General features: G+C 68.3%; 23 protein-coding genes. 3 read left to right on the top strand and 20 right to left on the bottom strand.

The window, feature by feature from the left end; translation table 11 throughout:
* Positions 1-2 precede the first annotated feature (2 nt).
* On the top strand, positions 3-1,070 hold the full coding sequence (locus AC37TH_RS08905) for a glycosyltransferase (RefSeq protein ID WP_490764002.1): 1,068 nt from the start codon (positions 3-5) through the stop codon (positions 1,068-1,070).
* Here the strand turns inward: AC37TH_RS08905 and AC37TH_RS08900 are convergent.
* From AC37TH_RS08900 to AC37TH_RS08840, 13 genes are all read right to left on the bottom strand, one after another.
* A complete protein-coding gene (locus tag AC37TH_RS08900) occupies positions 1,043-2,200 on the bottom strand; it encodes a glycosyltransferase family 4 protein (protein WP_490764001.1) in 1,158 nt (385 codons plus the stop codon). The two genes, AC37TH_RS08905 and AC37TH_RS08900, sit on opposite strands and share 28 nt — an antisense overlap.
* Positions 2,197-3,138: an NAD-dependent epimerase/dehydratase family protein gene (locus tag AC37TH_RS08895; protein ID WP_490764000.1), complete on the bottom strand. Its 942-nt coding sequence runs from the start codon at positions 3,136-3,138 to the stop codon at positions 2,197-2,199. Before AC37TH_RS08895 ends, AC37TH_RS08900 begins: the two co-directional genes overlap by 4 nt.
* Positions 3,135-3,794, bottom strand: coding sequence for a NeuD/PglB/VioB family sugar acetyltransferase (locus AC37TH_RS08890; RefSeq protein WP_490763999.1), 660 nt, complete (start codon positions 3,792-3,794; stop codon positions 3,135-3,137). Before AC37TH_RS08890 ends, AC37TH_RS08895 begins: the two co-directional genes overlap by 4 nt.
* Complete coding sequence (locus tag AC37TH_RS08885) at positions 3,791-4,195, bottom strand: sugar transferase (RefSeq protein WP_490763998.1); 405 nt, start codon at positions 4,193-4,195, stop codon at positions 3,791-3,793. Before AC37TH_RS08885 ends, AC37TH_RS08890 begins: the two co-directional genes overlap by 4 nt.
* Positions 4,192-5,553: an aminotransferase class I/II-fold pyridoxal phosphate-dependent enzyme gene (locus AC37TH_RS08880; protein ID WP_490763997.1), complete on the bottom strand. Its 1,362-nt coding sequence runs from the start codon at positions 5,551-5,553 to the stop codon at positions 4,192-4,194. The genes AC37TH_RS08885 and AC37TH_RS08880 overlap by 4 nt, the downstream gene beginning before the upstream one ends.
* Positions 5,550-7,427, bottom strand: coding sequence for a polysaccharide biosynthesis protein (locus AC37TH_RS08875; protein ID WP_490763996.1), 1,878 nt, complete (start codon positions 7,425-7,427; stop codon positions 5,550-5,552). Before AC37TH_RS08875 ends, AC37TH_RS08880 begins: the two co-directional genes overlap by 4 nt.
* 171 nt (positions 7,428-7,598) lie before the next feature.
* Positions 7,599-9,185 carry a glutamine-hydrolyzing GMP synthase gene (gene guaA / locus AC37TH_RS08870; protein WP_490765091.1) on the bottom strand — a complete coding sequence of 529 codons (1,587 nt, stop codon included), beginning with the start codon at positions 9,183-9,185 and terminating at the stop codon, positions 7,599-7,601.
* Positions 9,186-9,207: 22 nt separating this feature from the next.
* Positions 9,208-9,657 carry a DUF3817 domain-containing protein gene (locus AC37TH_RS08865; RefSeq protein WP_490763995.1) on the bottom strand — a complete coding sequence of 150 codons (450 nt, stop codon included), beginning with the start codon at positions 9,655-9,657 and terminating at the stop codon, positions 9,208-9,210.
* A gap of 4 nt (positions 9,658-9,661) precedes the next feature.
* Entirely contained in the window at positions 9,662-10,456 is a 795-nt protein-coding gene (locus tag AC37TH_RS08860; protein WP_490763994.1) for an SURF1 family protein, read from the bottom strand.
* 45 nt (positions 10,457-10,501) lie between these two features.
* A complete protein-coding gene (locus tag AC37TH_RS08855; RefSeq protein ID WP_490763993.1) occupies positions 10,502-11,848 on the bottom strand; it encodes a cation:proton antiporter in 1,347 nt (448 codons plus the stop codon).
* A 2-nt stretch (positions 11,849-11,850) separates the two neighbouring features.
* A complete protein-coding gene (locus tag AC37TH_RS08850; protein ID WP_490763992.1) occupies positions 11,851-12,381 on the bottom strand; it encodes a cation:proton antiporter regulatory subunit in 531 nt (176 codons plus the stop codon).
* An 87-nt stretch (positions 12,382-12,468) separates the two neighbouring features.
* Positions 12,469-14,256 (bottom strand): glycerol-3-phosphate dehydrogenase/oxidase, encoded by a 1,788-nt coding sequence (locus AC37TH_RS08845; protein WP_490763991.1) that lies wholly within the window; start codon positions 14,254-14,256, stop codon positions 12,469-12,471.
* Positions 14,257-14,292: 36 nt separating this feature from the next.
* The gene (locus tag AC37TH_RS08840; RefSeq protein ID WP_490765090.1) at positions 14,293-15,411 is read right to left on the bottom strand and encodes a GuaB3 family IMP dehydrogenase-related protein; all 1,119 of its coding nucleotides are present in this window, start codon (positions 15,409-15,411) and stop codon (positions 14,293-14,295) included.
* A gap of 44 nt (positions 15,412-15,455) precedes the next feature.
* On the opposite strand from AC37TH_RS08840, the gene AC37TH_RS08835 reads away from it, so the two are divergent.
* Positions 15,456-16,601: a MalY/PatB family protein gene (locus AC37TH_RS08835; protein ID WP_490763990.1), complete on the top strand. Its 1,146-nt coding sequence runs from the start codon at positions 15,456-15,458 to the stop codon at positions 16,599-16,601.
* A gap of 78 nt (positions 16,602-16,679) precedes the next feature.
* Here AC37TH_RS08835 and guaB read toward each other — a convergent pair whose 3' ends face one another.
* The 3 genes from guaB to groES form a co-directional block, all read right to left on the bottom strand.
* Entirely contained in the window at positions 16,680-18,182 is a 1,503-nt protein-coding gene (guaB, locus tag AC37TH_RS08830; RefSeq protein ID WP_490763989.1) for an IMP dehydrogenase, read from the bottom strand.
* A gap of 103 nt (positions 18,183-18,285) precedes the next feature.
* Positions 18,286-19,257, bottom strand: a complete 972-nt coding sequence (gene rarD, locus AC37TH_RS08825) for an EamA family transporter RarD (RefSeq protein WP_490763988.1) — start codon at positions 19,255-19,257, stop codon at positions 18,286-18,288.
* A 107-nt stretch (positions 19,258-19,364) separates the two neighbouring features.
* Positions 19,365-19,661 carry a co-chaperone GroES gene (gene groES / locus AC37TH_RS08820; protein WP_055894868.1) on the bottom strand — a complete coding sequence of 99 codons (297 nt, stop codon included), beginning with the start codon at positions 19,659-19,661 and terminating at the stop codon, positions 19,365-19,367.
* A gap of 150 nt (positions 19,662-19,811) precedes the next feature.
* On the opposite strand from groES, the gene AC37TH_RS08815 reads away from it, so the two are divergent.
* Positions 19,812-21,002: a THUMP-like domain-containing protein gene (locus AC37TH_RS08815; protein WP_490763987.1), complete on the top strand. Its 1,191-nt coding sequence runs from the start codon at positions 19,812-19,814 to the stop codon at positions 21,000-21,002.
* A gap of 78 nt (positions 21,003-21,080) precedes the next feature.
* Here AC37TH_RS08815 and AC37TH_RS08810 read toward each other — a convergent pair whose 3' ends face one another.
* The 4 genes from AC37TH_RS08810 to tsaB form a co-directional block, all read right to left on the bottom strand.
* Positions 21,081-21,770 carry a DUF4190 domain-containing protein gene (locus tag AC37TH_RS08810; RefSeq protein ID WP_490763986.1) on the bottom strand — a complete coding sequence of 230 codons (690 nt, stop codon included), beginning with the start codon at positions 21,768-21,770 and terminating at the stop codon, positions 21,081-21,083.
* 193 nt (positions 21,771-21,963) lie between these two features.
* A complete protein-coding gene (tsaD, locus tag AC37TH_RS08805; RefSeq protein WP_490763985.1) occupies positions 21,964-23,034 on the bottom strand; it encodes a tRNA (adenosine(37)-N6)-threonylcarbamoyltransferase complex transferase subunit TsaD in 1,071 nt (356 codons plus the stop codon).
* Positions 23,031-23,516 carry a ribosomal protein S18-alanine N-acetyltransferase gene (gene rimI, locus AC37TH_RS08800; RefSeq protein WP_490763984.1) on the bottom strand — a complete coding sequence of 162 codons (486 nt, stop codon included), beginning with the start codon at positions 23,514-23,516 and terminating at the stop codon, positions 23,031-23,033. Before rimI ends, tsaD begins: the two co-directional genes overlap by 4 nt.
* Positions 23,513-24,133, bottom strand: a complete 621-nt coding sequence (gene tsaB, locus AC37TH_RS08795; RefSeq protein ID WP_490763983.1) for a tRNA (adenosine(37)-N6)-threonylcarbamoyltransferase complex dimerization subunit type 1 TsaB — start codon at positions 24,131-24,133, stop codon at positions 23,513-23,515. The genes rimI and tsaB overlap by 4 nt, the downstream gene beginning before the upstream one ends.
* Positions 24,134-24,135: the final 2 nt, after the last annotated feature.

Genomic DNA, 24,135 nt, shown 5'->3' with positions numbered 1-24,135 from the left:
CGGTGCGCATCGTCCACGTCATCAATTCGCTCGCGACCGGCGGCGCAGAGACGCTCGTCGTCGACCTCTCCGCAACCATGCACGCCGCTGGGCACGATGTCACGATCCTGACGATCGGCCGGTCCGAGGGCATCCCCCTCGATGCGGCACGTCGACGGGGCCTCCAGGTGGTCGCACTCGGCAGCTCCCCGTACGACCCGCGCTCCGTCTTCGGGCTCCGAACCCACCTGCGGTCTGCTGACGTCGCCCATGTCCATCTGTTCCCTGCCCTGTACTTCGTTCCGCTCGCCGGTCGCCGCCTACCGTTGCTGTACACCGAGCACTCCACCTGGAACAGGAGGCGAGGCTCCCGGCTGTTCCGCCTCGCCGATCGCTTCTTCTACCGCAGATACGCAAGCATCGTCGCGATCAGCGCCGGCGTCAAAGACACCCTGGGCACCTACCTCGGACGGCTTGGCATAGAGCGCGAGATCCCGGTCGTCGCCAACGGGATCTCCGACACGTTCTTCGATCGGCGCAGGGCACGCACCCTCGGCGCGAACGTCAGGCTCATCGCCGTCGGCAATCTGGATGCGCGCAAGAACTTCTCCGACGCCATCTCCGCTGTCGCGGGCATCCCTGGCGCATTGTTGACGATCGTCGGCGAAGGCGAGCAACGGGCGGTTCTCGAACAGCTCATCGCGGAGCTGGGTGTGGCCGACCGCGTCTCCCTCGCCGGACAGTCGGATGACGTCGGCCGGCTCATGGATGAGCACGACCTGTTGATCTCGACGTCCCGCTTCGAAGGGTTCTCCTTGGTCGCTGCCGAGGCGATGGCGATGGGTCTTCCCGTCGTCGGCCCGGACGTCGACGGCTTCCGCGACTCGGTGATCGACGGCGAGTCCGGCATCCTGTTCGCCCAGGACGATGGCGTCGACGGCATCCGCCAGGCGATCAGCGAGGTCACCCGGAGCGCAGACGTGTACGCTGTGCTGTCCGACGGAGCAGCGCAGAACGCCGAGCGCTTCCGCGCCTCGGACACTGCACGGGCATACCTCGACCTCTACGGACGGATCGCGAGCGCGCGGTAGAAGCGCTCCTGCGACTCCCACACCACCGAGCGGTCGAACCGCTCGCGCGCCCGAACCTTCGCCGCCGCCCCGTAACGCTGCCGCAGCTCAGGGTCGGCGATCAGACGGTGGAGTCCATCCGCCAGCGCCTCGGCATCCCCCACCGGCACGATCACGCCCGTCTCGCCGTCCACGACGGAGTCGACGGCGCCGGTCGCGGTGGTGGTCACCGTGGGCACGCTGGCCGCCGCGGCTTCCAGGACCACGTTCGGGAAGCCTTCCCGCAGCGTCGGCAGGCAGAGCACATCCATCAGCGGATAGTACTTCTCCGGGTCGTTCACGAAGCCGGTGGCCACCGTCGTGATCTCGCTCGACGACCCGATCTGCTCGGAGGCGGACGCATCGCCCTCCGCTCCCCCGACGACGAGGAGCTGGAACGTCGTGCCGTCCGCGGCGAGACGGTCCACCGCTGCTCGGAGGACGAGGAGCCCCTTGTCTTCCGTGAGCCGTCCGACGAAGCCGACCACGGGAATCGCGCTCGACAGGGCGAGTTCGGCGCGCAGCGCGGCGAGTTTCTCTGCCGTCGGCAGGGAGCGCTCGAAAGCGTCGACGTCGATGCCGTTGGAGCTCCCGTCGCCGAGGACGGTGAACCGGTCAGGGGCGCCCAGCTTCAACTCCACCGCTCGGGATGCGAGGCTCCTGCTGACGACGAGGGTCTTCGTGGCCGACCGGATCGAGAGGCGTTCGAGCGCGGTGAAGATGCGCCTGCTCAGCCCCGTCGAGGTCTCCAGCCGCAGACCGCGGAGCAAGTAGACCCGGCCAGGGACGCGCGTCAGGCGGCCGGCGATCCCGCCGAGCAGCCCCGCCTTGGGCGTGCCGACGGAGATGACGTCGGGGCGCAGTCTGCGCAGCAGCCGCACCCAGGCGAGGAGCGAGCGCAGGTCCGAGAAGGGCGACGGCTCGCGCGCCATCGTGAGCGCGTGGACGGTCACCCCGGGGACGCCATCCAGCGCCTCCAGTCGCGCACCGGGTGAGCAGACGACGTGCACGTCCCAGCCGCGTTCGGCGAGGAACTGCGGGAAGCCGGCCATCAGCCGCAGAGACAGGTCGACCGTCACACCCAGGACGATGCGCGGCGCGCGGGCGGTCATCGGCCCGTGTGCCGCTCGCGGTACCAGTCGATGGTCTGACCGAGCGCCGTCTCGAAGTCCGTCGGCGTCACATCCGGGAACAGTTCCCTGATGCGGATGCCGTCCGCCTGGGAGGCTCGCACGTCGCCGACGCGGGGCTCGACGTGCTCGACCTCGGCCTCGATGCCCAGGTGCTCGTTCATCAGCTCGATGACGCGCAGCAGCGGGGTGCTGGTGCCGAACGCGAGGTTGACGGGGTCGAGGGAGCTGACCTTGCGCTGGACGGCGTCCAGCAGGGCGGCGCAGACCGTCTCGACATAGGTGAAGTCGCGGGACTGCAGGCCGTCGCCGTGCACGCTCAGCGGCTGTCCGTTCAGTGCGGCGTCGAGGAACTTGGGGATGACGGCCGCGTAGACGTGGTCTGCGGCCTGGTAGGGGCCGAAGACGTTGAAGAAGCGGAACGCGAGGGTGCGCATCCCGTACGAGTAGTTGTACGCGATCGTGTAGCCCTCTGTCGCGTGCTTGGTGACGGCGTACGGGCTCATCGGGCGGGTCCAGTCGAACTCCGACTTCGGCAGCTTGGTGTTGCTCCCGTACACCGAGCTCGACGACGCGACGACCACGTGCTCGACACCGGCGAGACGCGCGGCTTCGAGGACGTGCAGGGTGCCCGTCGCGTTCGCGTGGTGCGACGGCAGCGGCGCTGCGACCGAGCGCGGGACGCTGCCGAGCGCGGCGAGGTGCACGACGGAGTCGACACCGGCGACGGCGTCGTTCATGGCGCCTTCGTCGAGGATCGACGCCTCGATGAAGCGCACATCGACGCCGTCCAGGTTGTCCAGCCGACCGGTGCTGAGGTCGTCGATGACGCGGACCTCCGCGCCGGGGACGTGCGAGGTGACGTAGCGTGCGAGGTTGGAGCCGATGAACCCGGCTCCTCCTGTGATCAGAAGTTTCATGGGACTTTCGAATATTCGCGTGCGGGAACACCGATCACGGTGCTGCCGTCTGGGACATCTCTGGTGACGCAGGCCGCAGCGCCGACGACGCTGCCCGCTCCGACGCGGAGGCCCTGCAGCACAACGCTACCTGCTCCGATCAGGGTGGACGCACCGACACGGACCTCGCCGGAGACGATGGCGCCGGGGTTCACGGAGACGAAATCCTCGAGCACCGCGTCGTGACCGACGATGGCGCCGGGGTTCAGGTGGACTCCCCTACCAAGCCGGACGTTGGTGGACACCTGCACGCCGGAGCAGATCACGGCCCCAGCGCCGAGCTGCGGGACGGAGCCGACGACAGCGGCGGGGTGGATGAGCGTCGCCGGTTCGAGCCCGGCAGCGCTCAGCCTGGCGTCGATGCGCGCCCTGACCGCCGGGTCGCCGATGGCGACGACGTACTGCGCAGAGGCTCCGGATGCGAGCCAGGCGCCGATCGGGCCGAGCAGCGGAACCGCGCGTGCACGCAGCCGATCGGAGACGACCTCGTCTGCGCGGTCGTCGAGCACACCCAGGATGTCGAAGGTTCCCGGCGTCGCAGCGTTCACGGCCTCCGCGACGTCCAGCGCCTCCCGCCCGAACCCGCCGCCGCCGACGACGACGAGCGGAACGGTCACGCGCCGCCTCCCGACGGCTCCGCCGCGCCGAACTCGGGCATGGTGGCGTGGCCGTCGTGCGAGATGCCTTCGCGGACGAACACGGAACGGACCGTGCGGAGCAGGATCAGCGCATCCAGCCGGAAGCTGCGGGTGTCGACGTACTCGACGTCGAGCTCCAGCCTGCGGTCCCACGGCACGTCGTTGCGACCGCTCGACTGCGCCAGGCCGGTGATGCCCGGCCGCACTTCGTGCCTCCTCGCCTGTCTGGGCGTGTAGCGCTCCAGGTAGGAGACGAGCAGCGGGCGCGGACCAACGAAGCTCATGTCGCCGCGCAGCACGTTCACGAGGCTCGGCAGCTCGTCCAGGCTGGAGGCGCGGAGCGTCTTCCCGAACCGGGTGAGCCGATCCTCGTCGGTCACGAGTCCGCCTCGACGTCGACGGACTTCATGCTCCGGAACTTGCGGAGAGTGAAGACCTTGCCGTCGCGGCCGGGCCGCGGCTGCGTGAAGATGACGGGACGACCGAGCTTGACGGCGACGAGCACCGCGACCACACCGATGACCGGCGAGAGCACGACGAGCATGACGCCGGATGCGACAGCATCCAGCGCCCGTTTGCCGCCGTCATACCCTCGCCTGCTCACGAATGGGCTCCGAGGAAGGTCTTCGATGCGTTCCTGCACGCGACGGAGCTGCTCGCCGTCGAGGACGGAGCCGCTCGGGAGGGTGATGCCGACCTCGAACAGGTGCTCCGCGCTTCCGTCGACGATCGCGCCTGCGTCCGCGAACGCGGGTTGCAGGTGCATCGGCTTCCAGAGCGGACGACTCTCGATCTGGTCGGCGTTCAGCCACTCGCGCAGCGCCTCCGCCGTCCAGCCTGCCTCGGCGGGCTCGACCAGGATGGACGTCAGCCACTTGTTGTCTGCCTCGTCTCCCTCGCCCTGGAAGATCGAGACGCCCGGCACCGTCGCGAACAGCCCGCGGTAGAGCTCACGGACCGCGGCACGGCGGGCGATCATCCCGTCGAGACGGGACAGCTGGGCGCGCCCGAGAGCGGCGAGCAGGTTGCTCATCCGGTAGTTGTATCCGACGTCGACGTGCTCGTAGTGCACGACGGGCTGGCGCGCCTGGGTCGCCAGATAGCGTGCGCGGGAGGAGAGCGCCTCGTCGTCGGTCAGCAGCATTCCGCCGCCGGAGGTCGTGAGGATCTTGTTGCCGTTGAAGGAGAGGGCGGCCGCGACGCCGAACGAACCGGCCGGCCTTCCGTGGTAGCTCGCGCCGAGCGACTCGGCGGCGTCGGCTAGGACGGGGATGCCGTAGCGCTCCGCCAGAGGAAGGATCGCGTCGTAGTCGGCCGAGCGGCCGAGGAGGTCGACGGGGATGATGGCGGCGACCTTCCGGCCCTCCGCGGCGAGCTGCGCGAGCGCCTGCTCCAGCAGCACGGGAGAGATGTTGCCGGTCACGGGGTCGGCGTCGACGAAGAACGGTGCTGCTCCGGTGTACGCGATGGCGTTGGCGGTCGCCGCGAACGTCATCGTCGCCGTGACGACCGTGTCGCCTGCCCCGACGCCCAGCCCGAGGAGGGCGAGGTGGAGAGCTGCGGTACCCGACGACAGGGCGACGGCGTGCGCGACGCCGACGCGCTCGGCGATCTCGCGCTCGAAGCCGTCGACATCCGGCCCGAGCGGAGCGATCCAGCCGGAGCGCATCGCGTTGAGGACGTACTCCTGCTCGAGGTCTCCGACGTCGGGCGAAGACATGTAGATCTTGGAACTCACCGCTTCACTCCCTCGACGCTTCCGCGTTCGATGCTTCCGCGTTCGATTCCGACGACGGTCGTCTCCGCTTCGTCGGCATCCCAGCGACGCTGCCACTCCGAGCGGTCGAGCCTGGCGGGGTCGATGGGGAGGACACGCGCGTGCGAGATGAGCGCGTGGGTGCGGTGCGACCCCTTCTCTCCGGCGCCGGTCAGCTCTTCGTGCAGCTTCTCGCCGTCGCGCAGGCCCGTGTAGATGATCTCGAGGCTTTTGCCCGACTGCGCGATCATGCGCCTGGCGATGTCCAGGATGCGCACCGGCTTGCCCATGTCGAGGATCAGCACCTCTCCGGGCGAGCCAATCGCACCCGCCTGCATCACGAGCTGGCAGGCCTCTGGAATGGTCATGAAGTAGCGGGTCGCATCCGGGTGCGTGACCGTGAGCGGCTTGTCCGCCGAGATCAGCGCCTGGAACGTCGGAAGGAGCGAGCCCCTGCTGCCGAGCACGTTGCCGAAGCGGACCGACAGGTAGCTGTGGCCGGCCTCCTTGCCTGCCCAGGCTGTCAATCGTTCCGCCGCCCGCTTGGAGTGGCCGAGGATGCTCGTGGGGTTGGCCGCCTTGTCGGTGGAGATGTTGACGAAGGTCTCCACGTCGATCGCCATCGCGGCCCGAAGCACGTTGAGGGTGCCGAGGACGTTGGTCTTCCAGGCCTCATCCGGGTACTGCTCCAGCATCGGCAGGTGCTTGAGCGCTGCGGCGTGGAACACGACCTCCGGACGACGCGCCTGGAAGATCCGGGTGAGGGCATCCGCGTCGCGGATGTCGGCGAGGATGACGTCTGTCGAGTCGAGCAGTCCGTGACCGGAGATCTGGAGCTGCGTCTGCTGGAGCCCTGTCTTGTCGCGGTCGAGCATCATCAGCTCCGCCGGGCCGAACTTGGCGATCTGGCGGGACAGTTCGGAGCCGATGGAACCGCCTGCGCCCGTCACCAGGATGCGCTTGTTCGAGAGGTAGTCGGCGATGGATGCGACGTCGGTGTCGACCGGGTGCCGCCCGATGAGGTCTTCGATCGACAGGTCGCGCACGTCTTTGAGGGTGGTGCGGCCGTCGTTCACGTCGTCGAGCTCCGGGAGGACCTTGACCTTGAGCCCGACGGAGTCTGCGATCGTGGTCACCCGCTGGAGCAGGTTGGAGTCCGCACGCGCGACGCACACGATGAGGGCGGTCGCCCCGGTCGCGTTCGCGACCTTGACGATGTCTTTGAACCGGCCGAGCACCGGCACGCCCATCAGGTGCAGGTTGCGCTTGCTCCTGTCGTCGTCGAGGAAGCCGACCGGGATGAACTCGGACTCGCGATCGGTGAGCATCCTACGCACCATGAGACTTCCCATGAAGCCGGCACCGAGGAGCAGGACAGGCTGAGCGTTGTCCGGTCGCATCCGCTGGGTCACGTACATGCGCTTGAGGTAGCGCACCGCCCCCATCAGCCCGTATGCGATGAAGCCGGCGATGAGCATGGCACTGCGCGGGACGCCGATCACACCGGAGAAGATCACCACAGGCACGGAGGAGAAGAGGGCGATCGTCACCACCGTGTACGCGACCGCGCGCGCCTCCTCGAAACTCCCATAGGTGAAGCGACCCCGATACACGCCGAAGGTCCAGCCGAGCAGCAGTTGGAGGATGACGACGACCAGGCAGAGGAACAGCACGGGTGCCCAATGGACCCGGGAAAGCACGAAGTCGTAGCGGAACACGACGGCCGCGACGATGGCGATGACCCAGGCGAACGCATCCGTGAAGTATTGGACGCCGAAGCGGAGGAAGATCGACTCACCGCGCGCTCTCGTCTCGTCTTGGACGTGAGTGCTCCAGAGCCAGTTCTTCACGGACATCGGTGGTGCGGACTCGCTTTCATCGGGTAGCAGCATCGGTGGGCACAACTGCAGTGGACATTTTCCCACACATCGCAGCGCTTTTCGTACCTCACGGTATTTACCATGCGTTTAAGGGCCGGGACGCGTTCGCGTCCCGGCCCTTTTCAGGCGGCGGCCGAGCCGTTCCGCCTACTCCCATTCGATGGTTCCCGGCGGCTTCGACGTGACGTCGAGCACGACGCGGTTGACGCCGTTCACCTCGTTGGTGATGCGGTTCGAGATCTTCGCGAGCACGTCGTACGGCAGCCTGGTCCAGTCGGCCGTCATCGCGTCTTCGCTGGAGACGGGGCGCAGGACGATCGGGTGACCGTAGGTGCGGCCGTCGCCCTGGACGCCGACCGAGCGCACGTCCGCGAGGAGCACGACCGGGCACTGCCAGATCTCGTTGTCGAGGCCGGCGGCGGTCAGCTCGGCGCGCACGATCGCGTCGGCGTCGCGGAGGAGGTCGAGACGCTCGCGCGTGACATCGCCGACGATCCGGATGCCGAGGCCGGGTCCGGGGAACGGCTGGCGGCCGACGATGACCTCGGGCAGCCCCAGCTCGCGGCCGATGGCGCGCACCTCGTCTTTGAAGAGGGTGCGCAGCGGCTCGACCAGCTCGAACTGCAGGTCTTCCGGAAGACCGCCGACGTTGTGGTGGCTCTTGATGTTGGCCGTGCCGGAGCCTCCACCGGACTCGACGACGTCCGGGTACAGGGTGCCCTGCACCAGGAAGCGGATCGGGTCGCCCTCGCTGGCCGCCTCGGCGATCAGGTCGGCCTGCGCCTGCTCGAAGGTGCGGATGAACTCGCGGCCGATGATCTTGCGCTTGGTCTCCGGGTCGCTGACACCGGCCAGCGCCTCCAGGAACTGGTCTTCGGCGTCGATGGTGATCAGGCGAACGCCGGTGGCCGTGACGTAGTCCTCCTCGACCTGGCGACGCTCGTCCTTGCGGAGCAGGCCGTGGTCGACGAACACGCACACCAGCTGGTCGCCGACGGCTTTGTGCACGATGGCTGCGGCGACGGCGGAGTCGACGCCGCCGGACAGCCCGCAGATCACGCGGCCGGAGCCGACCTGCGCGCGAATGGCGGCGACCTGGTCGGCGATGACGTTGCCGCTGTTCCAGTCGGCCGGGATGCCCGCGGCGCGGTGCAGGAAGTTCTCCAGCACGGCCTGACCGAAGGTGGAGTGCTTCACCTCGGGGTGCCACTGCACGCCGTAAAGCTTGCGCTCGTCATTAGCGAAGGCGGCAACGGGGGTGGAGTCGGTGGAGGCGAGGACATCGAAGCCCTCCGGTGCGCGGGCGACGGAGTCGCCGTGGCTCATCCAGGCGGTCTGCTCCTCCGGCTGGCCGTCGAGCAGGACGCCCGCCTCGCTGATGCGCACGGCCGTCGAGCCGTACTCGCGCTGACCGGTGTGCGCGACCTCGCCGCCGAGCGCCGTGGCCATGACCTGGAAGCCGTAGCAGATGCCGAGCACGGGGACGCCGAGGTCGAAGATCGCCTCGTCGAGCCGCGGCGCACCCTCTTCGTAGACGCTGGAGGGGCCACCGGAGAGGACGATGCCGGACGGCCGCTTGGCCGCGACCTCCGCCGCCGTCACGGTGTGCGGCACGATCTCCGAGTAGACGTTGGCCTCGCGGACCCTGCGCGCGATCAGCTGCGCGTACTGCGCACCGAAGTCGACGACGAGGACAGGGCCGGACGGGTTGGCCGAGTCGGCCCCTCCGAGCAGGTCGGCGAATGCTGGGTCGGTGCTAATTTGATGCCTCCACGAGGGTCGCTTCCTCGGCCTCACGGCCGGCCAGATAAGACTTCACCTGCTTGGTGATGCGTGCTTCGACGAAGAATGAGAGGAACGGCACGACGCCACCGAGGGCGATCGCGACGAACCGGGTGAAGTTCCACCGCATCAGGCTCCACAGGCGGAAGTCGGAGAACAGGTACACGACGTACAGCCAGCCGTGTGCGATCAGGATGCCCGTGCTCAAGTCGACACCGGTCGGCGTCACAGGGTCGTTCACCGGGACCAGGGCGAAGACGCCGTGGTTGCCGAACGCGAACAGCTGGTAGCCCATGCCGTATTTGATGACCATCTCGACGCAGAGCAGCAGCAGCATGATGCCGGTGATGTACGCGAACACCTGGTAGAACCGGAGCGCCCCGCGGATCTTCGGGAAATCCGCGAGTTTGGGAGCGAGGGGCATGGGTCTATTCTACTTTCCCGAGAACCGCCGCCGTTTCGGCGTCGAGCTCGCGCAGTTCGTCTTCCTTCTCCTTCGCGTCCTTCACCAGGCGATACCAGAGGAAGATTGCGAAACCGGCGAAGATGATCCACTCCGCCGCATAGAAGATGTTGAGCCAGTTGAGCGTGCGCTCCTGGATGGGCGGGGGCGAGTCGATCTTCGCCAGCCCGGCCGGCGGCGTCCCCGCCACGACATAGGCCGAGTACACGTCGACGCCGTCGACGCCCGACCAGAGGTTGTACAGGGCCGCGACCGACATCGTGGTCATCACCGTCGGGTGCTTCTTGTCCGCCGGGACCTCCGGTGCCTCCGTCGGAACCAGGCGGCCGACGATCTCCTGCTGCGCGGCGGGCTCATCGGCGAGACGCGACACCACGGACTTCGCCGTCGCCTCATCGGCCGCCCAGCCACGCGCGACCGCGAGCGCCACCGGCTTCGCGCCATCGCCGGAGCCGGGGACGGTCACATGACCGACGACCCACCAGCCGGCCGTTCCGTGGTTCAGGCGTCCCTGCAGCAGCTGGTAGTCGCCGGGGACGAACGAGCCGGTCAGTGTGACGAGCTGCCCGGTGGCCGTGTCCGCGATGGGGCCGTTCGGTGCGGCGACCTTCGCGAGCGGCAGGACCGTCTCACTCGGGGTGTCGACGACCGTCCCTGCGTCGATGGCGCGTGACAGCTGCCACTGACCCAGCCAGGCGAAGCCACCGGCCAGGAGGAGAGCGAAGAGGAGCGCGCCGATCCATCGCGGGCGCAGCATCATCTTGAACAGCGTGGTCTCTCCACTGCCGGTGGTCGTGCTAATGGCTCAGTCCCGCTTTCGGTCGCTGCTGTCTTGCTGCATGGCCTGATCGACGACGCGGTCGATGGCCTCCCGGGTGTCGTCCGAGCGCGCCTCCGGGTCGAGGTCGGCTGTCGCCGCCTCCACCAGCGCGATCTCCTCGTCGAGCATCGGATCGCGTTTGGGTTTGGCACGCTTCTTCGGACGTTTGCCGGTCCGGAGAATCATCCCACCGATCTTCTCGGAGTTTGCTGCGAGGATCGGCCCGATGACCGCCATGATGAGCACGTACAGACCGGCGAACGGCTGGATGCGTTCATCCAGACCGGCACTCAGCGACAGGGTGGCGAGGATCAGCGCGAACTCGCCGCGGTTCTGCAGGATGACCGTGGTGTTGATGCCGGCCTGCACGCCCATCCCGTTGATCCAGGCGACGAACTGCCCTGCGAAGATGTTCAGGACGATCGTCAGGAGCACCGCGAGCAGTACAGGGACGACGACGGACGGGAATTGGGCGGCGTTCAGCGCCAGACCGAAGTTGAGGAAGAAGAACGCCGCGAACACGTCACGCAACGGGATGGCGATGTGCTCGATCTTGTTGCGGTACTTCGTCGCGCCGAGCACGAGCCCGATCAGGAAGGCGCCGATCGCATCGGTCACGCCGAGGACTTCGCCGATCCCGGCGAACAGCACGGCGAAGCCGAAGAACAGGATGGTGAAGAGCTCGTCGTCCTTGGTGTGGAACAGCTTGGAGACGTAGCGGCCGCCCCAGCGCGCGATCGTGAACATCACCACGAGGAAGGTGAACGCGATCCCGAGTTTGGCGACGATCGGCCAGAAGTCGGTCTCTCCGCTCAGCACGACCGAGACGATCGCGAGGTAGATCGCGATGAAGATGTCTTCGACGACCGTGACGCCGAGGATCATCGGGGTCTCGGTGTTCGCCAGGCGCTTCAGCTCGATGAGCAGTTTGGTGACGATCGCGCTGGACGAGGTGGCCGTCATCCCGGCGATGATCAGCGCCTCGCGGGTGCCCCAGCCGACCATGAAGCCGAAGATGAGGCCGACGCCCATGTTGACGACGATGTACGAACCGCCGGAGATGATCAGCTTGCCGAAGTTGCCGAAGAACTCGTCCTGGTCGAACTCCAGCCCCAGATTGAACAGCAGCAGGATCAGGCCGAAGATCGCGATCAGCTCGATGTAGTTCGACTCGAGGTTGAGCGGGAACCAGCCGGTGTGCGGGCTGGCCAGCAGCCCCACGATCATGTAGATGGGTATCGCGGGGAGACCCACCAGCTTGCCGAGACGCCCGAGCACGTATGCCACGAGCAGGAGGACGCCGAGAATGATGAGGTCTTCGCCGAGATGCATGGTTACCCCCCAGGCGGTGCGTCGGCGGTGGCGCGCACGGGCAGCTCACCGGAGCGGAAGAAGGCGAACGCTTTGGCGACCTTCTCCGGTGATCCTGCGACGACGAGCGTGTCGCCGGGGAACACCTTGAAGTCGGGTGCGGGCGCCGGGTTGGCGGAGTCGCCGCGCACGACGGCGACGACGGTCAGTCCCGCGATGCCGCGGTCGGCCGGGCTGCCGAGCTGCTGCCCGGCGATGTGGTCTTCGTAATCGACACTGAACCAGTCGATGCTGAGACCGGGGATCTGGTCGAGCGCGGTGAGTGATTCGGTGATCTGCGTGCCGCCCAGCAACTCGGCGAGCGTGTGGGCCTCGTCGTCGTTCAGGCGCAGCGACACCTTCGTCACATCCGCGCCGTCTTCGTGGTCGGAGAAGGTGATGAGGTCGCTGTGCCCGGAACGGTGGGCGATCACGCCGACCTTCCCGCCATCGTCTGTGACGAAGGTGTGCAGCACCCCGACCCCGGGCAACTTGACCCGTCGAACGTCAACCATGTTCCGTCTCCAATTGTTTTGGGGGCAGGTGCACCAAGAATACCGGAGCCACCTGAAGGTGGCTCCGGGCTGAATGGTGTACAGGCCCTATTTCGCCGTCTTCGGCGCCTTCTCGGCCTTCAGCGCTGCGGCGTCGACATCGACGATGTCCGGCGCCTCCAACCGGATGCGGTCGGCCGACTCGTCATCCGGCTGCAACTGACTCGAACGCTCCGCAGCGACCCGTTCGAGATAGGTGCGCACCTCGCGCTCCTCGCGCGCCGTGTCCCAGCCGAGCACGCCGGCCAGGAGACGCGCAGCGACGGGAGCCGCTGACACGCCGCGGTCCCACGCCTCGATCGAGATGCGGGTGCGCCTGGCCAGCACGTCCTCCAGGTGCAGGGCACCCTCGTGCGTGGCCGCGTAGACCACCTCTGCGCCGATGTAGTCGTCGGCGCCGGGCAGCGGGTTGCCGAGCTCGGCGTCGTCGCGCACCAGATCGAGGATGTCCTCCGCCATCGTTCCGTAACGGTTCAGCAGGTGTTCGATGCGAGCGACGTGCAGGCCGCTGTCGGCCGCGATGCGCGCACGCCTGTTCCAGGCCGCCTGGTAGCCCTCCGCTCCGACGAGGGCGATGTCCATCGTCGCGCTCTTCGGGATGCGGCCGTCGAGTGCATCCACTGCCGCATCGATCGCGTCCTTCGCCATGATGCGGTAGGTGGTCCACTTGCCTCCGGCGATCACGACGAGGCCGGGCACGGAGTGCGCAACGAGGTGTTCGCGGGACAGCTTGGAGGTCTGGTCGGACTCCCCGGCCAGCAGCGGGCGCAGACCGGCGTAAACGCCCTCCACGTCTTCCCTGGTCAACGGGATGCCGAGCACGGCGTTCACGTGCGCGAGCAGATAGTCGATGTCGGCCGCGGTGGCCGCCGGGTGCGCCTTGTCGAGGTGCCAGTCGGTGTCTGTCGTGCCGATCAGCCAGTGGCGACCCCACGGGATCACGAACAGCACGCTCTTCTCGGTGCGCAGCAGCAGGCCCATCTTGGACTGGAACCTGTCGCGCGGCACCACCAGGTGGATGCCCTTGGACGCGCGCACCTTGAACTGGCCGCGCTCCCCCACCATCGCCTGGGTGTCGTCCGTCCACACGCCGGTCGCGTTCACGACCTGCTTGGCGCGGATCTCGAACCGCTCGTCGGTCTCCAGGTCGTGCGCCTGCACGCCGACCACGCGCTCCCCCACTTTGACGAAGCCCTCGACCCGCACGCGGGTGGCGACGTGGGCGCCGTAGTGCGCCGCGGTGCGGGCGAGGTTGGCGACGTAGCGTGCGTCGTCCACCTGCGCGTCGTAGTACGTGATGCCGCCGACGAGCGCGTCGCTCGCGAGGCTCGGGATGGCCCGCTGCACCTGCCGCTTGGACAGGTGGCGGTGGTGCGGGACGCCCGGGGGACGCAGTCCGGTGTAGGAGAAGATGTCGTAGAGCATCATGCCGGCGCCGACGTACGCGCGCTCCACGACGCGCTTCTTCAGCGGGTACAGGAACCGCACCGGCTTCACCAGGTGCGGCGCGATGCGCTGGAGCAGAAGACCACGCTCGATCAGGGCCTCGCGCACCAGCCGGAAGTCGAGCTGCTCCAGATACCGGATGCCGCCGTGCACCAGCTTCGACGACCTGCTCGACGTCCCCGATGCGAAGTCGCGCGCTTCGACGAGACCGACGCTGAGACCGCGGGTGACCGCATCCACTGCACTGCCGGTGCCGACGATGCCGCCGCCGACCACGAGGATGTCGAGTTCCGTGTCTTTGAGCGCCGCGATCGCATCAGCTCGCTCTGCCGGGCCGAGCCGTGACGGATACGTCACGGCGGGGTTGGACGTCGATCCTTGTGTGACCATCGTTTTCTCCCTGTCTCGGCCGCCATCGGCCGAACGTTACTGCGCTTGATACGGTGCGACGACGACCTCGACGCGCTGGAACTCCTTCAAGTCCGAGTATCCCGTGGTTGCCATCGAGCGTCGCAGGGCTCCCACCAGATTCGCAGTGCCCTCGGCGACCGGGGCCGGTCCGTACAGGATCTCCTCGAGCGGGGCGACCTGGCCGACAGCGACGCGGTTGCCGCGCGGAAGCTGCGAGTGGTGCGCCTCAGCACCCCAGTGCCAGCCGCCGCCCGGGGCGTCGGTCGCGCGGGCGAGCGTCGAGCCGAGCATCACGGCGTCTGCGCCGCACGCGATGGCCTTGACGATGTCGCCAGAGCTGCCGAGGCCGCCGTCGGCGATGACGTGCACGTAGCGTCCGCCGGACTCGTCCATGTAGTCGCGGCGAGCGCCGGCGACGTCGGCGACGGCCGTGGCCATCGGCGCGTGGATGCCCAGGGTGGAGCGGGTGGTCGACGCTGCGCCTCCGCCGAACCCGACGAGCACGCCGGCCGCGCCGGTGCGCATCAGGTGCAGGGCCGCGGTGTACGTGGCCGCGCCTCCGACGATGACGGGGACATCCAGCTCGTAGATGAACTTCTTGAGGTTGAGCGGTTCGACGCTCTTGGAGACATGCTCGGCCGACACGGTGGTGCCGCGGATCACGAACAGGTCGACGCCGGCCGCGACGACGGTTTCGTAGAGCTCCTGAGTGCGCTGCGGCGAGAGAGCACCGGCGACGGTGACGCCGCCCTCGCGGATCTCAGCGAGACGGGCGGTGACGAGCTCCGGCTTGATCGGCTCCGCGTAGATCTCCTGCATCCTGGCCGTGGCGTTCGCGGCCGGGAGGTTGCGGATCTCGGCGAGCAGGGGCTCCGGGTCTTCGTAGCGCGTCCAGAGACCTTCGAGGTCGAGGACGCCGAGGCCGCCGAGCTGTCCCATCATGATCGCGGTCGTCGGCGAGACCACCGAGTCCATGGGGGCAGCGAGGAACGGGATGGAGAACTGGTACGCGTCAATCGACCAGGACACCGACACATCCTCGGGGTCGCGGGTGCGACGGCTCGGAACCACAGCGATGTCATCAAAGGCGTAAACGCGGCGAGCGCGCTTGGCGCGCCCGATCTCAATCTCCATACTCACCCGTTCAGTCTATGGCGAGGGGCTGGCAGAGTGGTCTCATGACTGTCGAAGCCTCCCCGCTCTCCCAGCTCAGGACGCGCACCAGCGAGAAGTGGCGCGCGTATCCGGACGATGTGCTCCCGCTGTTCGTGGCCGAGATGGACTATCCCCTCGCCGAACCGATCGCGGATGCCCTGCACGCGGCCGTCGCGCGCTCCGACACGGGGTACATCGGTCCGGACGACGCGGTGAAGCGCGCGTTCGCCGGTTTCGCCGCAGACTCCTGGGGGTGGGAGGTCGAGGCCGCCCGCACGCTGACCACCACGGACGTGAGTGTGGTGATCGTCGAGGCGCTGCGCCTGGCGATCCGGCCGGGCGAACGCGTGGTCATCACGCCGCCGGTGTATCCGCCGTTCTTCGAGTTCATCCCGGAGGCGGGAGGGGTGCTCGAGGAGGTTCCGCTGCTGTCGTCGGAGTCGGACGGCTGGTCGCTCGACCTCGACGGCATCGAGCGCGCGTTCGCCGGTGGCGCCAGGGCGTTCCTGCTCTGCAACCCGCACAACCCGCTCGGCCTCGTGCATCCACCGGAGCAGTTGGCGGCCCTGGCCGCCATCGCCGCACGCTATGACGCGATCGTGGTGAGCGACGAGGTGCACGCTCCGCTGACGCACACCGACGCGACGTTCACGCCGTTCCTGTCGGTGTCGCAGGAGGCGCGGAGCCACGGCATCGCCGCCCACGCGGCCAGCAAAGCCTGGAACCTCGCCGGACTCAAGTGCGCGCTGTTCGTGACGGCCGACGACCGGATGACCGACCGCATCCGGTCGCTGCCGGTGGAGGTCGAGGTGCGGACGAGTCACTTCGGCAGAATCGCCACCGAGGCCGCCTACCGCGACAGCCGCGAGTGGCTGGCGGAGGCGCTGGTCTCGATCCAGGCGAACCGGTCTCTGCTGACCACCCTGCTGACAGAGCAGCTGCCGGAGGCGCGCTACCGCGAACCGCACGCGAGCTACCTCGCCTGGGTGGACCTGAGCGGGCTCGGCTGGGGAGACGACCCGAGCACTGTCGCGCTGGAGCGCGCCAGGGTCGCGCTCAACCCTGGAACCGACTTCGGGCGCCAGGGCGCCGGGCACGTGCGGCTCAACTTCGCCTGCTCGCCCGAGGTGCTGCGGGAGGCGATCACGCGCATCCAGCAGGCGCGCTGAAACGCGAGATGCCAGTAACTGTGCCGAATCGAGCTGTTTTCGGCGCAGTTACTGGCATCTCGCGTGCCTGAGTGGAACTCAGCGCGTGTAGTTGGGCGACTCTACGACCATCTGGATGTCGTGCGGGTGCGACTCCTTGAGCCCGGCCGGCGTGATGCGGACGAACTTGCCGCGCTCCTTGAGCTCGGGAATGGTGCGGGCGCCGACGTAGAACATCGACTGGCGCAGACCACCGAGGAGCTGGTACGCCACGGCCGAGAGCGGGCCGCGGTACGGCACCTGGCCCTCGATGCCCTCGGCGATCAGCTGCTCGTCGCTCGGGACGTCCGCCTGGAAGTAGCGGTCGCGCGAGTACGAGGTCTTCTTGCCGCGGGTCTGCATCGCGCCGAGCGACCCCATGCCGCGGTAGTTCTTGAACTGCTTGCCGTTGACGAAGACGAGGTCTCCGGGCGACTCGGCCGTTCCGGCGAGCAGAGAACCGAGCATGACGGTGTCCGCACCGGCGACGAGCGCCTTCGCGATGTCGCCCGAATACTGTAGGCCTCCGTCGGCGATCAGCGGGACACCGGCCGGGCGGGCGGCGAGCGACGACTCGTAGACGGCGGTCACCTGGGGAACGCCGACACCGGCGACGACGCGCGTGGTGCAGATGGAGCCGGGACCGACGCCGACCTTGATCGCGTCAGCGCCCGCGTCGATCAGCGCCTGGGCACCGGAGCGTGTGGCCGCCTGGCCGCCGATCACGTCGACGTGCTTGGCGCGCGGCTCGTTCTTGAGCCTGCTGATGATGTCGAGGACGCCTCGGCTCTCGCCGTTGGCCGTGTCGACGACGATCACGTCGACACCGGCGTCGATCAGGGTCATCGCGCGCTCCCAGCCGTCGCCGAAGAAGCCGATGGCCGCACCGACGCGCAGCCGGCCCTCGTCGTCCTTGGTGGCGTTCGGGTACTTCTCGCTCTTGTCGAAGTCCTTGACCGTGATGAGCCCGCGCAGGCGACCGTCGGCGTCGACCAGCGGAAGCTTCTCGATCTTGTGCTGGGCGAAGATCGCGACCGCGGAGTCCGGGTCGATGCCGACCGGGGCCGTGATGAGCGGCATCTTCGTCATGACGTCGCGCACGTAGGTCGTCGTGCGCTCGAACGGCGACACGAAGCGCATGTCGCGGTTGGTGATGATGCCGACGAGCCTGCCGTCGCCCTCGACCACCGGGAGGCCGCTGACGCGGAACTGGCCGCACAGCGCGTCCACTTCCTCGACGGTGGCATCAGGGGTCGTGGTGACGGGGTTGGTGATCATGCCGGACTCTGACCGCTTGACCTTGTCGACGTGCGCCGCCTGGTCTTCGATCGAGAGGTTGCGGTGCAGGATGCCGATGCCGCCCTGCCGCGCCATGGCGACAGCCATGCGGGACTCGGTGACGGTGTCCATGGCGCTCGACAGGAGCGGAGCGGACACCGAGATGCGCTTGGTGAGCCGCGAGGAGGTGTCGACCTCACTCGGGATGACGTCCGTGTACCCGGGAAGCAGCATCACGTCGTCGTAGGTCAAACCGATGAAACCGAACGGATCCGACTGATCCATTTCACCCCTTATTCGTAGCGGAGATGGGAGATGTCCGCCGCCACCAGCGCCTGCGGATATTCAATCGTAACGGCAGAACCCTGGGGGTTTATTCCGCTGAGGGTTATTCCACCGTCGCGACGTCGAGCTCCACGGCTTTCCTGCCCGACCGGCTGGCAATGATCATGTCGACGCACAGGATGAGCAGCGCGAGCCACACGATCGCGAACCCGAACCAGCGCTCCGGCGGCATCGCCTCGTGCAGCACGACCACGCCGACGAGGAACTGGATGAACGGCGCGAAGTACTGGATGAACCCCATGTAGACCAACGGCAGCCTCCTCGACGCCGCCGCGAAGAACAGCAGAGGGACAGCCGTGATCACCCCGGCGCCGACCAGCGCGACCGTGTGCCAGACGTTGATCGTTCCGAAAGTGATCCCCACCGTCGCGCCGACCACGACGAGCTGCACGATGGCGACAGGCGTCAGCCACATGGTCTCCAGCGTGAGGCCGGCGACCGCATCCACTTCCCCTCCGACGCGCTTCTTGATCAGCCCGTACAGTCCGAACGAGAACGCCAGGATGAGCGCGATCCAGGGCAATGAGCCGTAGCCGACCGCCAGCACGACCACCGCGATGATGCTGACGCCAACGGCGACCCACTGCGCGACCCGCAGCTTCTCCCTCTGCACGATCACGCCGAGGAAGACGGTGACGATCGGGTTGATGAAGTAGCCGAGCGCGGCCTCGACCACGTGGCCGCTGATCGTCGCGAGCACGTAGGTCTGCCAGTTGACGTAGATCAGCGCGCCGGCGACGCCCATCGTGAACACCACGCGCTTGTTCAGCAGCAGGGCGCCGAACGCGCGCCACTTCCTGGTGACGGTGAGCAGGATCGCGCAGAAGACCAGCGAGAACAGCACCCGCCAGGCGACGATCTCCCAGGCGCTCGCCGGGACGAGGGACAGGAAGTAGATGGGCAGGATGCCCCACAGGACATACGCGGAGATGGCGTAGACGAGGCCCGAGCGACGGTGCTCGGACAACGGTTTCGCTGCGCCGGTCACGCTTGGGGTCGTCTCGTTCTGGGCCACGGAGCGATCTTACGCGCGACCCGTGACGCCCAGACGCACCGAGCAGCGCCCGGACGCGAAAGGGCCCGGATGCGCAGTGCGCATCCGGGCCCTCGAACAGCCGGTCGTCAGCGGACGACGACGGCCAGAACGTCGCGAGCGGAGAGGACGAGGTAGTCCTCGCCACCGAACTTGACTTCGGTTCCGCCGTACTTGGAGTAGATCACCTTGTCGCCGACGGCGACGTCGAGCGGAACGCGGTTGCCGTTGTCGTCGATGCGACCGGGGCCGACGGCGACGACTTCGCCCTCCTGCGGCTTCTCCTTGGCAGTGTCGGGAATGACCAGACCAGATGCAGTGGTCTGCTCAGCCTCGACCTGCTTGATGACGATGCGATCCTCGAGCGGCTTGATGGAGACCGACACGTTTGACCCTCTTTCCTACAAACACAGGCTTGAACAAAGACGTGAGTTAGCAAACTCATACCGAGAGTGCTAACACGAGTTTAGGGGGTGCGTTAGCAGTCACGCAACGTGAGTGCCAAGAGGGTGGCGAAGAGACGGTACCGTTGCAGCATGGATCGGTCGGAACTCGTCGAGCTGCTCTCCGCCGAGGGGCTGCGGCTGCTCGACTCCCTGCCGCCGTACCATTCCGAGCGGGATGTGCTCCGGATGGTCAGCGACCTGCGCAAAGCCGGCCACTCCCCCGGCCTGGTCGCCGCCGTCCTCACCCAGGCCAAGCTGCGCTCGAAGGCGCAGGCCAAGTTCGGCCCGTTCGCCGAGCGGATGCTGTTCACCGAGGCGGGACTCGAACAGGCCACCAGACTGCCCGTCGCCGCCAGGCACGCCGGGCGCTTCCACTCCGCCGGCCTCGAGCGCGTCGCCGACCTCGGTTGCGGCATCGGCGGCGACGCGCTGGCGGTTTCCGCGCTGGACATCGAGGTGCTCGCGGTCGACGCCGACGAGGTCACCGCGGCCATCGCGAGCTACAACCTCGCGCCGTTCCCTCGGACGACCGTCGAGCACAGGAAGGCGGAGGACGTCGATCTGCGCTCGTTCGACGGCGTCTTCCTCGACCCGGCCAGACGCACGGCCGGCCACGGGCAGACCTCCCGCCTGACCGACCCGGACGAGTACTCTCCGTCGCTCGGGTTCGCTTTCGAACTCGCCACTGGCCGATCCGTCGGCGTGAAGCTCGGACCTGGACTCGACCGCGACCTCATTCCGTCCAGCGCCGAAGCGCAGTGGGTCTCCGTCGACGGCCAGGTGGTCGAGATGGGACTCTGGTTCGGCGTGCTCCGGCGGCCGGGCATCGGCCGCGCGGCTCTCGTCGTGCGCGGCGACGACGCCGCAGAACTCACCGCCCGCTCCGACAGCGACGACGCCGAGACCGGGCCGATCGGCGAATACCTCTACGAACCGGACGGCGCCGTCATCCGCGCACGCCTGATCGGCGACCTCGCGCGCAGCATCGACGGCCGGATGCTCGCCGACGGGATCGCGTACATCACGTCGGACACCCGCGCCGAGACGCCGTTCGCCACCGGGTTCCGCGTGGTCGAGACGCTCCCGTTCAACGAACGGGACCTGAAGCGGGCCCTCAAGCAGCGCGGCATCGGCACGCTCGAGATCAAAAAGCGCGGCGTGGATGTGGACCCCGCGACGCTCCGCAAGCGCTTATCGCTCAGCGGCTCGGCGTCGGCGACCCTGCTCCTCACCCGCGTTGCGGGCAAGCACACGGCGCTGCTGGTGGAACGCCTCTCCTGATCGGCTCGGCGAAGGCCGGGTGAACGACGACGGCCGGGACGCGCTCGTGCGCATCCCGGCCGTCTGACGTTCAGCGGATCAATATCCGTTGTACGAGCTGTACGAGGAGCTGAAGGCGATGATCGCGATGATGATGACGATCCAGACGAGCAGCGAGAGCCCGACACTGACGAAACCGGTGATGATGCCGGTGAGCCAGAAGCCCTTCGCCGCTGGCTCCTTCTTCTTGCCGATGAAGCCGAGGATGATCGCGGCGACGCCGAACGGGAAGCCGATGCCGTAGACCCAGCCGAGCACGACGCCGATGATGCCGCCGACCATCGACAGGATGCTCAGCGTCGGCGACTTAGCGGGCGCCGCGTACGGCTGCGCGTATCCGGGGGCGGGCTGGCCGTAGGCGGGGGCGCCGTAGCCCGGCTGCTGGCCGTACGGCTGCTGCGCGTATGGCTGCTGCTGCCCGTACGGCTGCTGCTGGCCGTTTGGCTGCTGGCCGTAGGGCTGCTGCGCACCGTACGGCTGCTGCCCATACGGCTGCTGCGCACCGTACGGCTGCTGCCCTGGTGCCGCCGGCTGCTGGCCGTACCCGGCCGGCTGCACGGGCGGCGCAGGAGGCACGGGCGCTGTGGGCGGGACGGGTGCCGCTGCCGCCGGGGCGGCTTCGGGCGGCACCGGGGGAACGGCGGCGGTCTGCGCGTCAGCAGCCGGGACGGCATCGCCGTTCTGCGCGTTGGGGTCCACCGGCTCCGCCGGCACGTTCGGATCGGTCATGAGACCCATCTCCTTCAATCCTGAGAAATCGCTGTAACGCTGCCAATGCTGGCAGTGCGTGCACAGGGGTGTCAACGACGGTCCCCCATCGCGCCCCCCGAGAACAACCATATCCATCCGGATGCGCGATCGTGAGCGTCCGCACACGATTGGGGACCCCGGTACCACGCGTTGCGGCACCAGGGCCGTACGCTCAGCGCGCGACCTGGATGTCCGTGACGGGAAGCGTGGAATCGGCGGAGAAGCTGAGCGCGCTCGGCGCGTGCCCCGCCATGATCAGTTGGGCGCCGAGGGCGGCGATCATCGCCCCGTTGTCCGTGCACAACGACAGGGCCGGGATGCGCAACGCGACCCCCGCTGCGTCGCACCGCTCCTGCGCCACCTGCCGCACCCGCGCGTTCGCGACGACCCCGCCGCCGAGCAGCAGCCGAGGCACGCCGTTGTCTGCGCACGCGGCGAGCGCCTTCGTGAGGAGCACGTCGACGACGGCCTCGCGGAAGGACGCGGCGACGTCGGCGACCGGCACGGGCTCCCCCGCATCCTGTCGCTGTTCGACCCAGCGGGCGACGGCGGTCTTCAGCCCGGAGAAGGAGAAGTCGTAGCGGTGGTGTTCGAGGTCTTTCGGCTTGGTGAGGCCGCGCGGGAACCGGATGGCCTTCGGGTCTCCGTCGACGGCGACCCTGTCGATCTGCGGGCCGCCGGGGTACGGGAGCCCGAGCACGCGCGCCACTTTGTCGAACGCCTCGCCCGCCGCGTCGTCGATCGTCTCGCCGAGCAGCTCGACGTCGCTGACCAGGTCGCGCACGAGCAGCAGGGACGTGTGGCCTCCGGACACCAGGAGCGCGATCGTCGGCAGCTCCACGGGGTGCCCTGGGCCGCCGTGCGCGTCGAGCAGGTCGGCGCCCACGTGGCCGACCAGGTGGTTCACGGCGTACAGCGGCTTGCCGAGCGACAGCGCGAGCGCCTTCGCCGCCCCGACGCCGACCATCAGGGCACCGGAGAGGCCGGGGCCGCTGGTCACGGAGACCGCGTCGATGTCGGCCAGGTCGATGCCGGCGTCCGCGACGGCCGTGCGCAGCGTCGGCGTGAGCGCCTCCAGGTGGGCGCGCGCGGCCACCTCCGGCACGACGCCGCCGTAGCGGGCGTGCTCGTCCATCGACGACGCGATGGTGTTGGCGAGCAGGGTCGTCCCCCGCACGATGCCGATCCCGGTCTCGTCGCAGGAGGTCTCGATGCCGAGGACGAGCGGGTTGTCCCTGTTCATGCTGTCGTCGTCTCCGGGGTCGGGACGGTGAGGCGCATCACGATCGCGTCGACGCCGTCCGGCTGGTAGTAGCGGGGCCGCACGCCGATCTCCTCGAAACCGAGTTCCCGGTACAGGATTTGGGCGCCGGGGTTGTCCGCGCGCACTTCGAGGAACACCTCGCGGGCTCCCCGCTTGCGGGCTTCGCCGATCAGCGAGAGCATCAGCACCCTGCCGAGTCCCTTGCGGCGCGCGTGCGGCGCGACCGCGATGGTCTGGATGTCCCCCTCGGCCGCTCCGTGCGGCGCGAGCAGTCCGGCGTATCCGTCGATCCGCTCCGGATGTTCCGGCTCGAACGCGACGAGGTAGTAGCCGTGCTCGCTCGCCACCTCCGAACGCATCGAGTGCTCCGACCACGCATCGGAGACGAATGTGGCGCGCTCGAGTGCCATGATCGCCTCCACGTCGGTGTCCGCGGCGCGCCTGAGCTGCCAGGCGGTCACGCGCTCACCCGCTTCGGTCCGTTGGACAGCGTCACGTCCGGCGAACGCAGGTAGAGCGGCTCGTCCGCGTCGAACGGCAGCCGGTTGGCGTAGCGCAGCTCGGCGATCATCCCGAGCGCCCCCGCTGAAACAGTGGATGCGTCGAGCCTGGCCATCCCGGCGTGCGGCAGGTCGTCCGGTTTCGTCAGGCCGGGCCCGTCGAGCCGCACCGGCAGGCCGTGCTCGCCGACCCCGGAGTACGCGGACCAGTACAGCTCTTTGCGGCGGGCGTCCGTGACCACGAGCAGTTCGCCCGCGCCCCCCGCGCCGTACCAGTCGAACGCGACGGCGTCGTGGCTGACGACCGGCACGAGGGGCTTTCCTGCGCCGAACGCGAATGCCTTCGCCGCGGCGATACCGACCCGCAGGCCGGTGAACGGCCCCGGCCCCATCCCCGCGACGACGCCGGACAGTGCGGCGACCGCCACGCCGGACTTGGCCAGGACGGCTTCGATCAGCTCGCCGATGACCTCGGCGTGCCGCATCGTGTCCGCCTCCGTGCGCTCGGCCAGGACTCCGCCCGCCAGGTCGACGACGGCGACGCTCGTTCCGGCGGAGGTGTCGATGGCGAGGAGCATGG

This window comes from Leifsonia sp. McL0627 (genome assembly GCF_058244615.1).
This window is presented reverse-complemented; position numbering and strand designations above follow the sequence as displayed.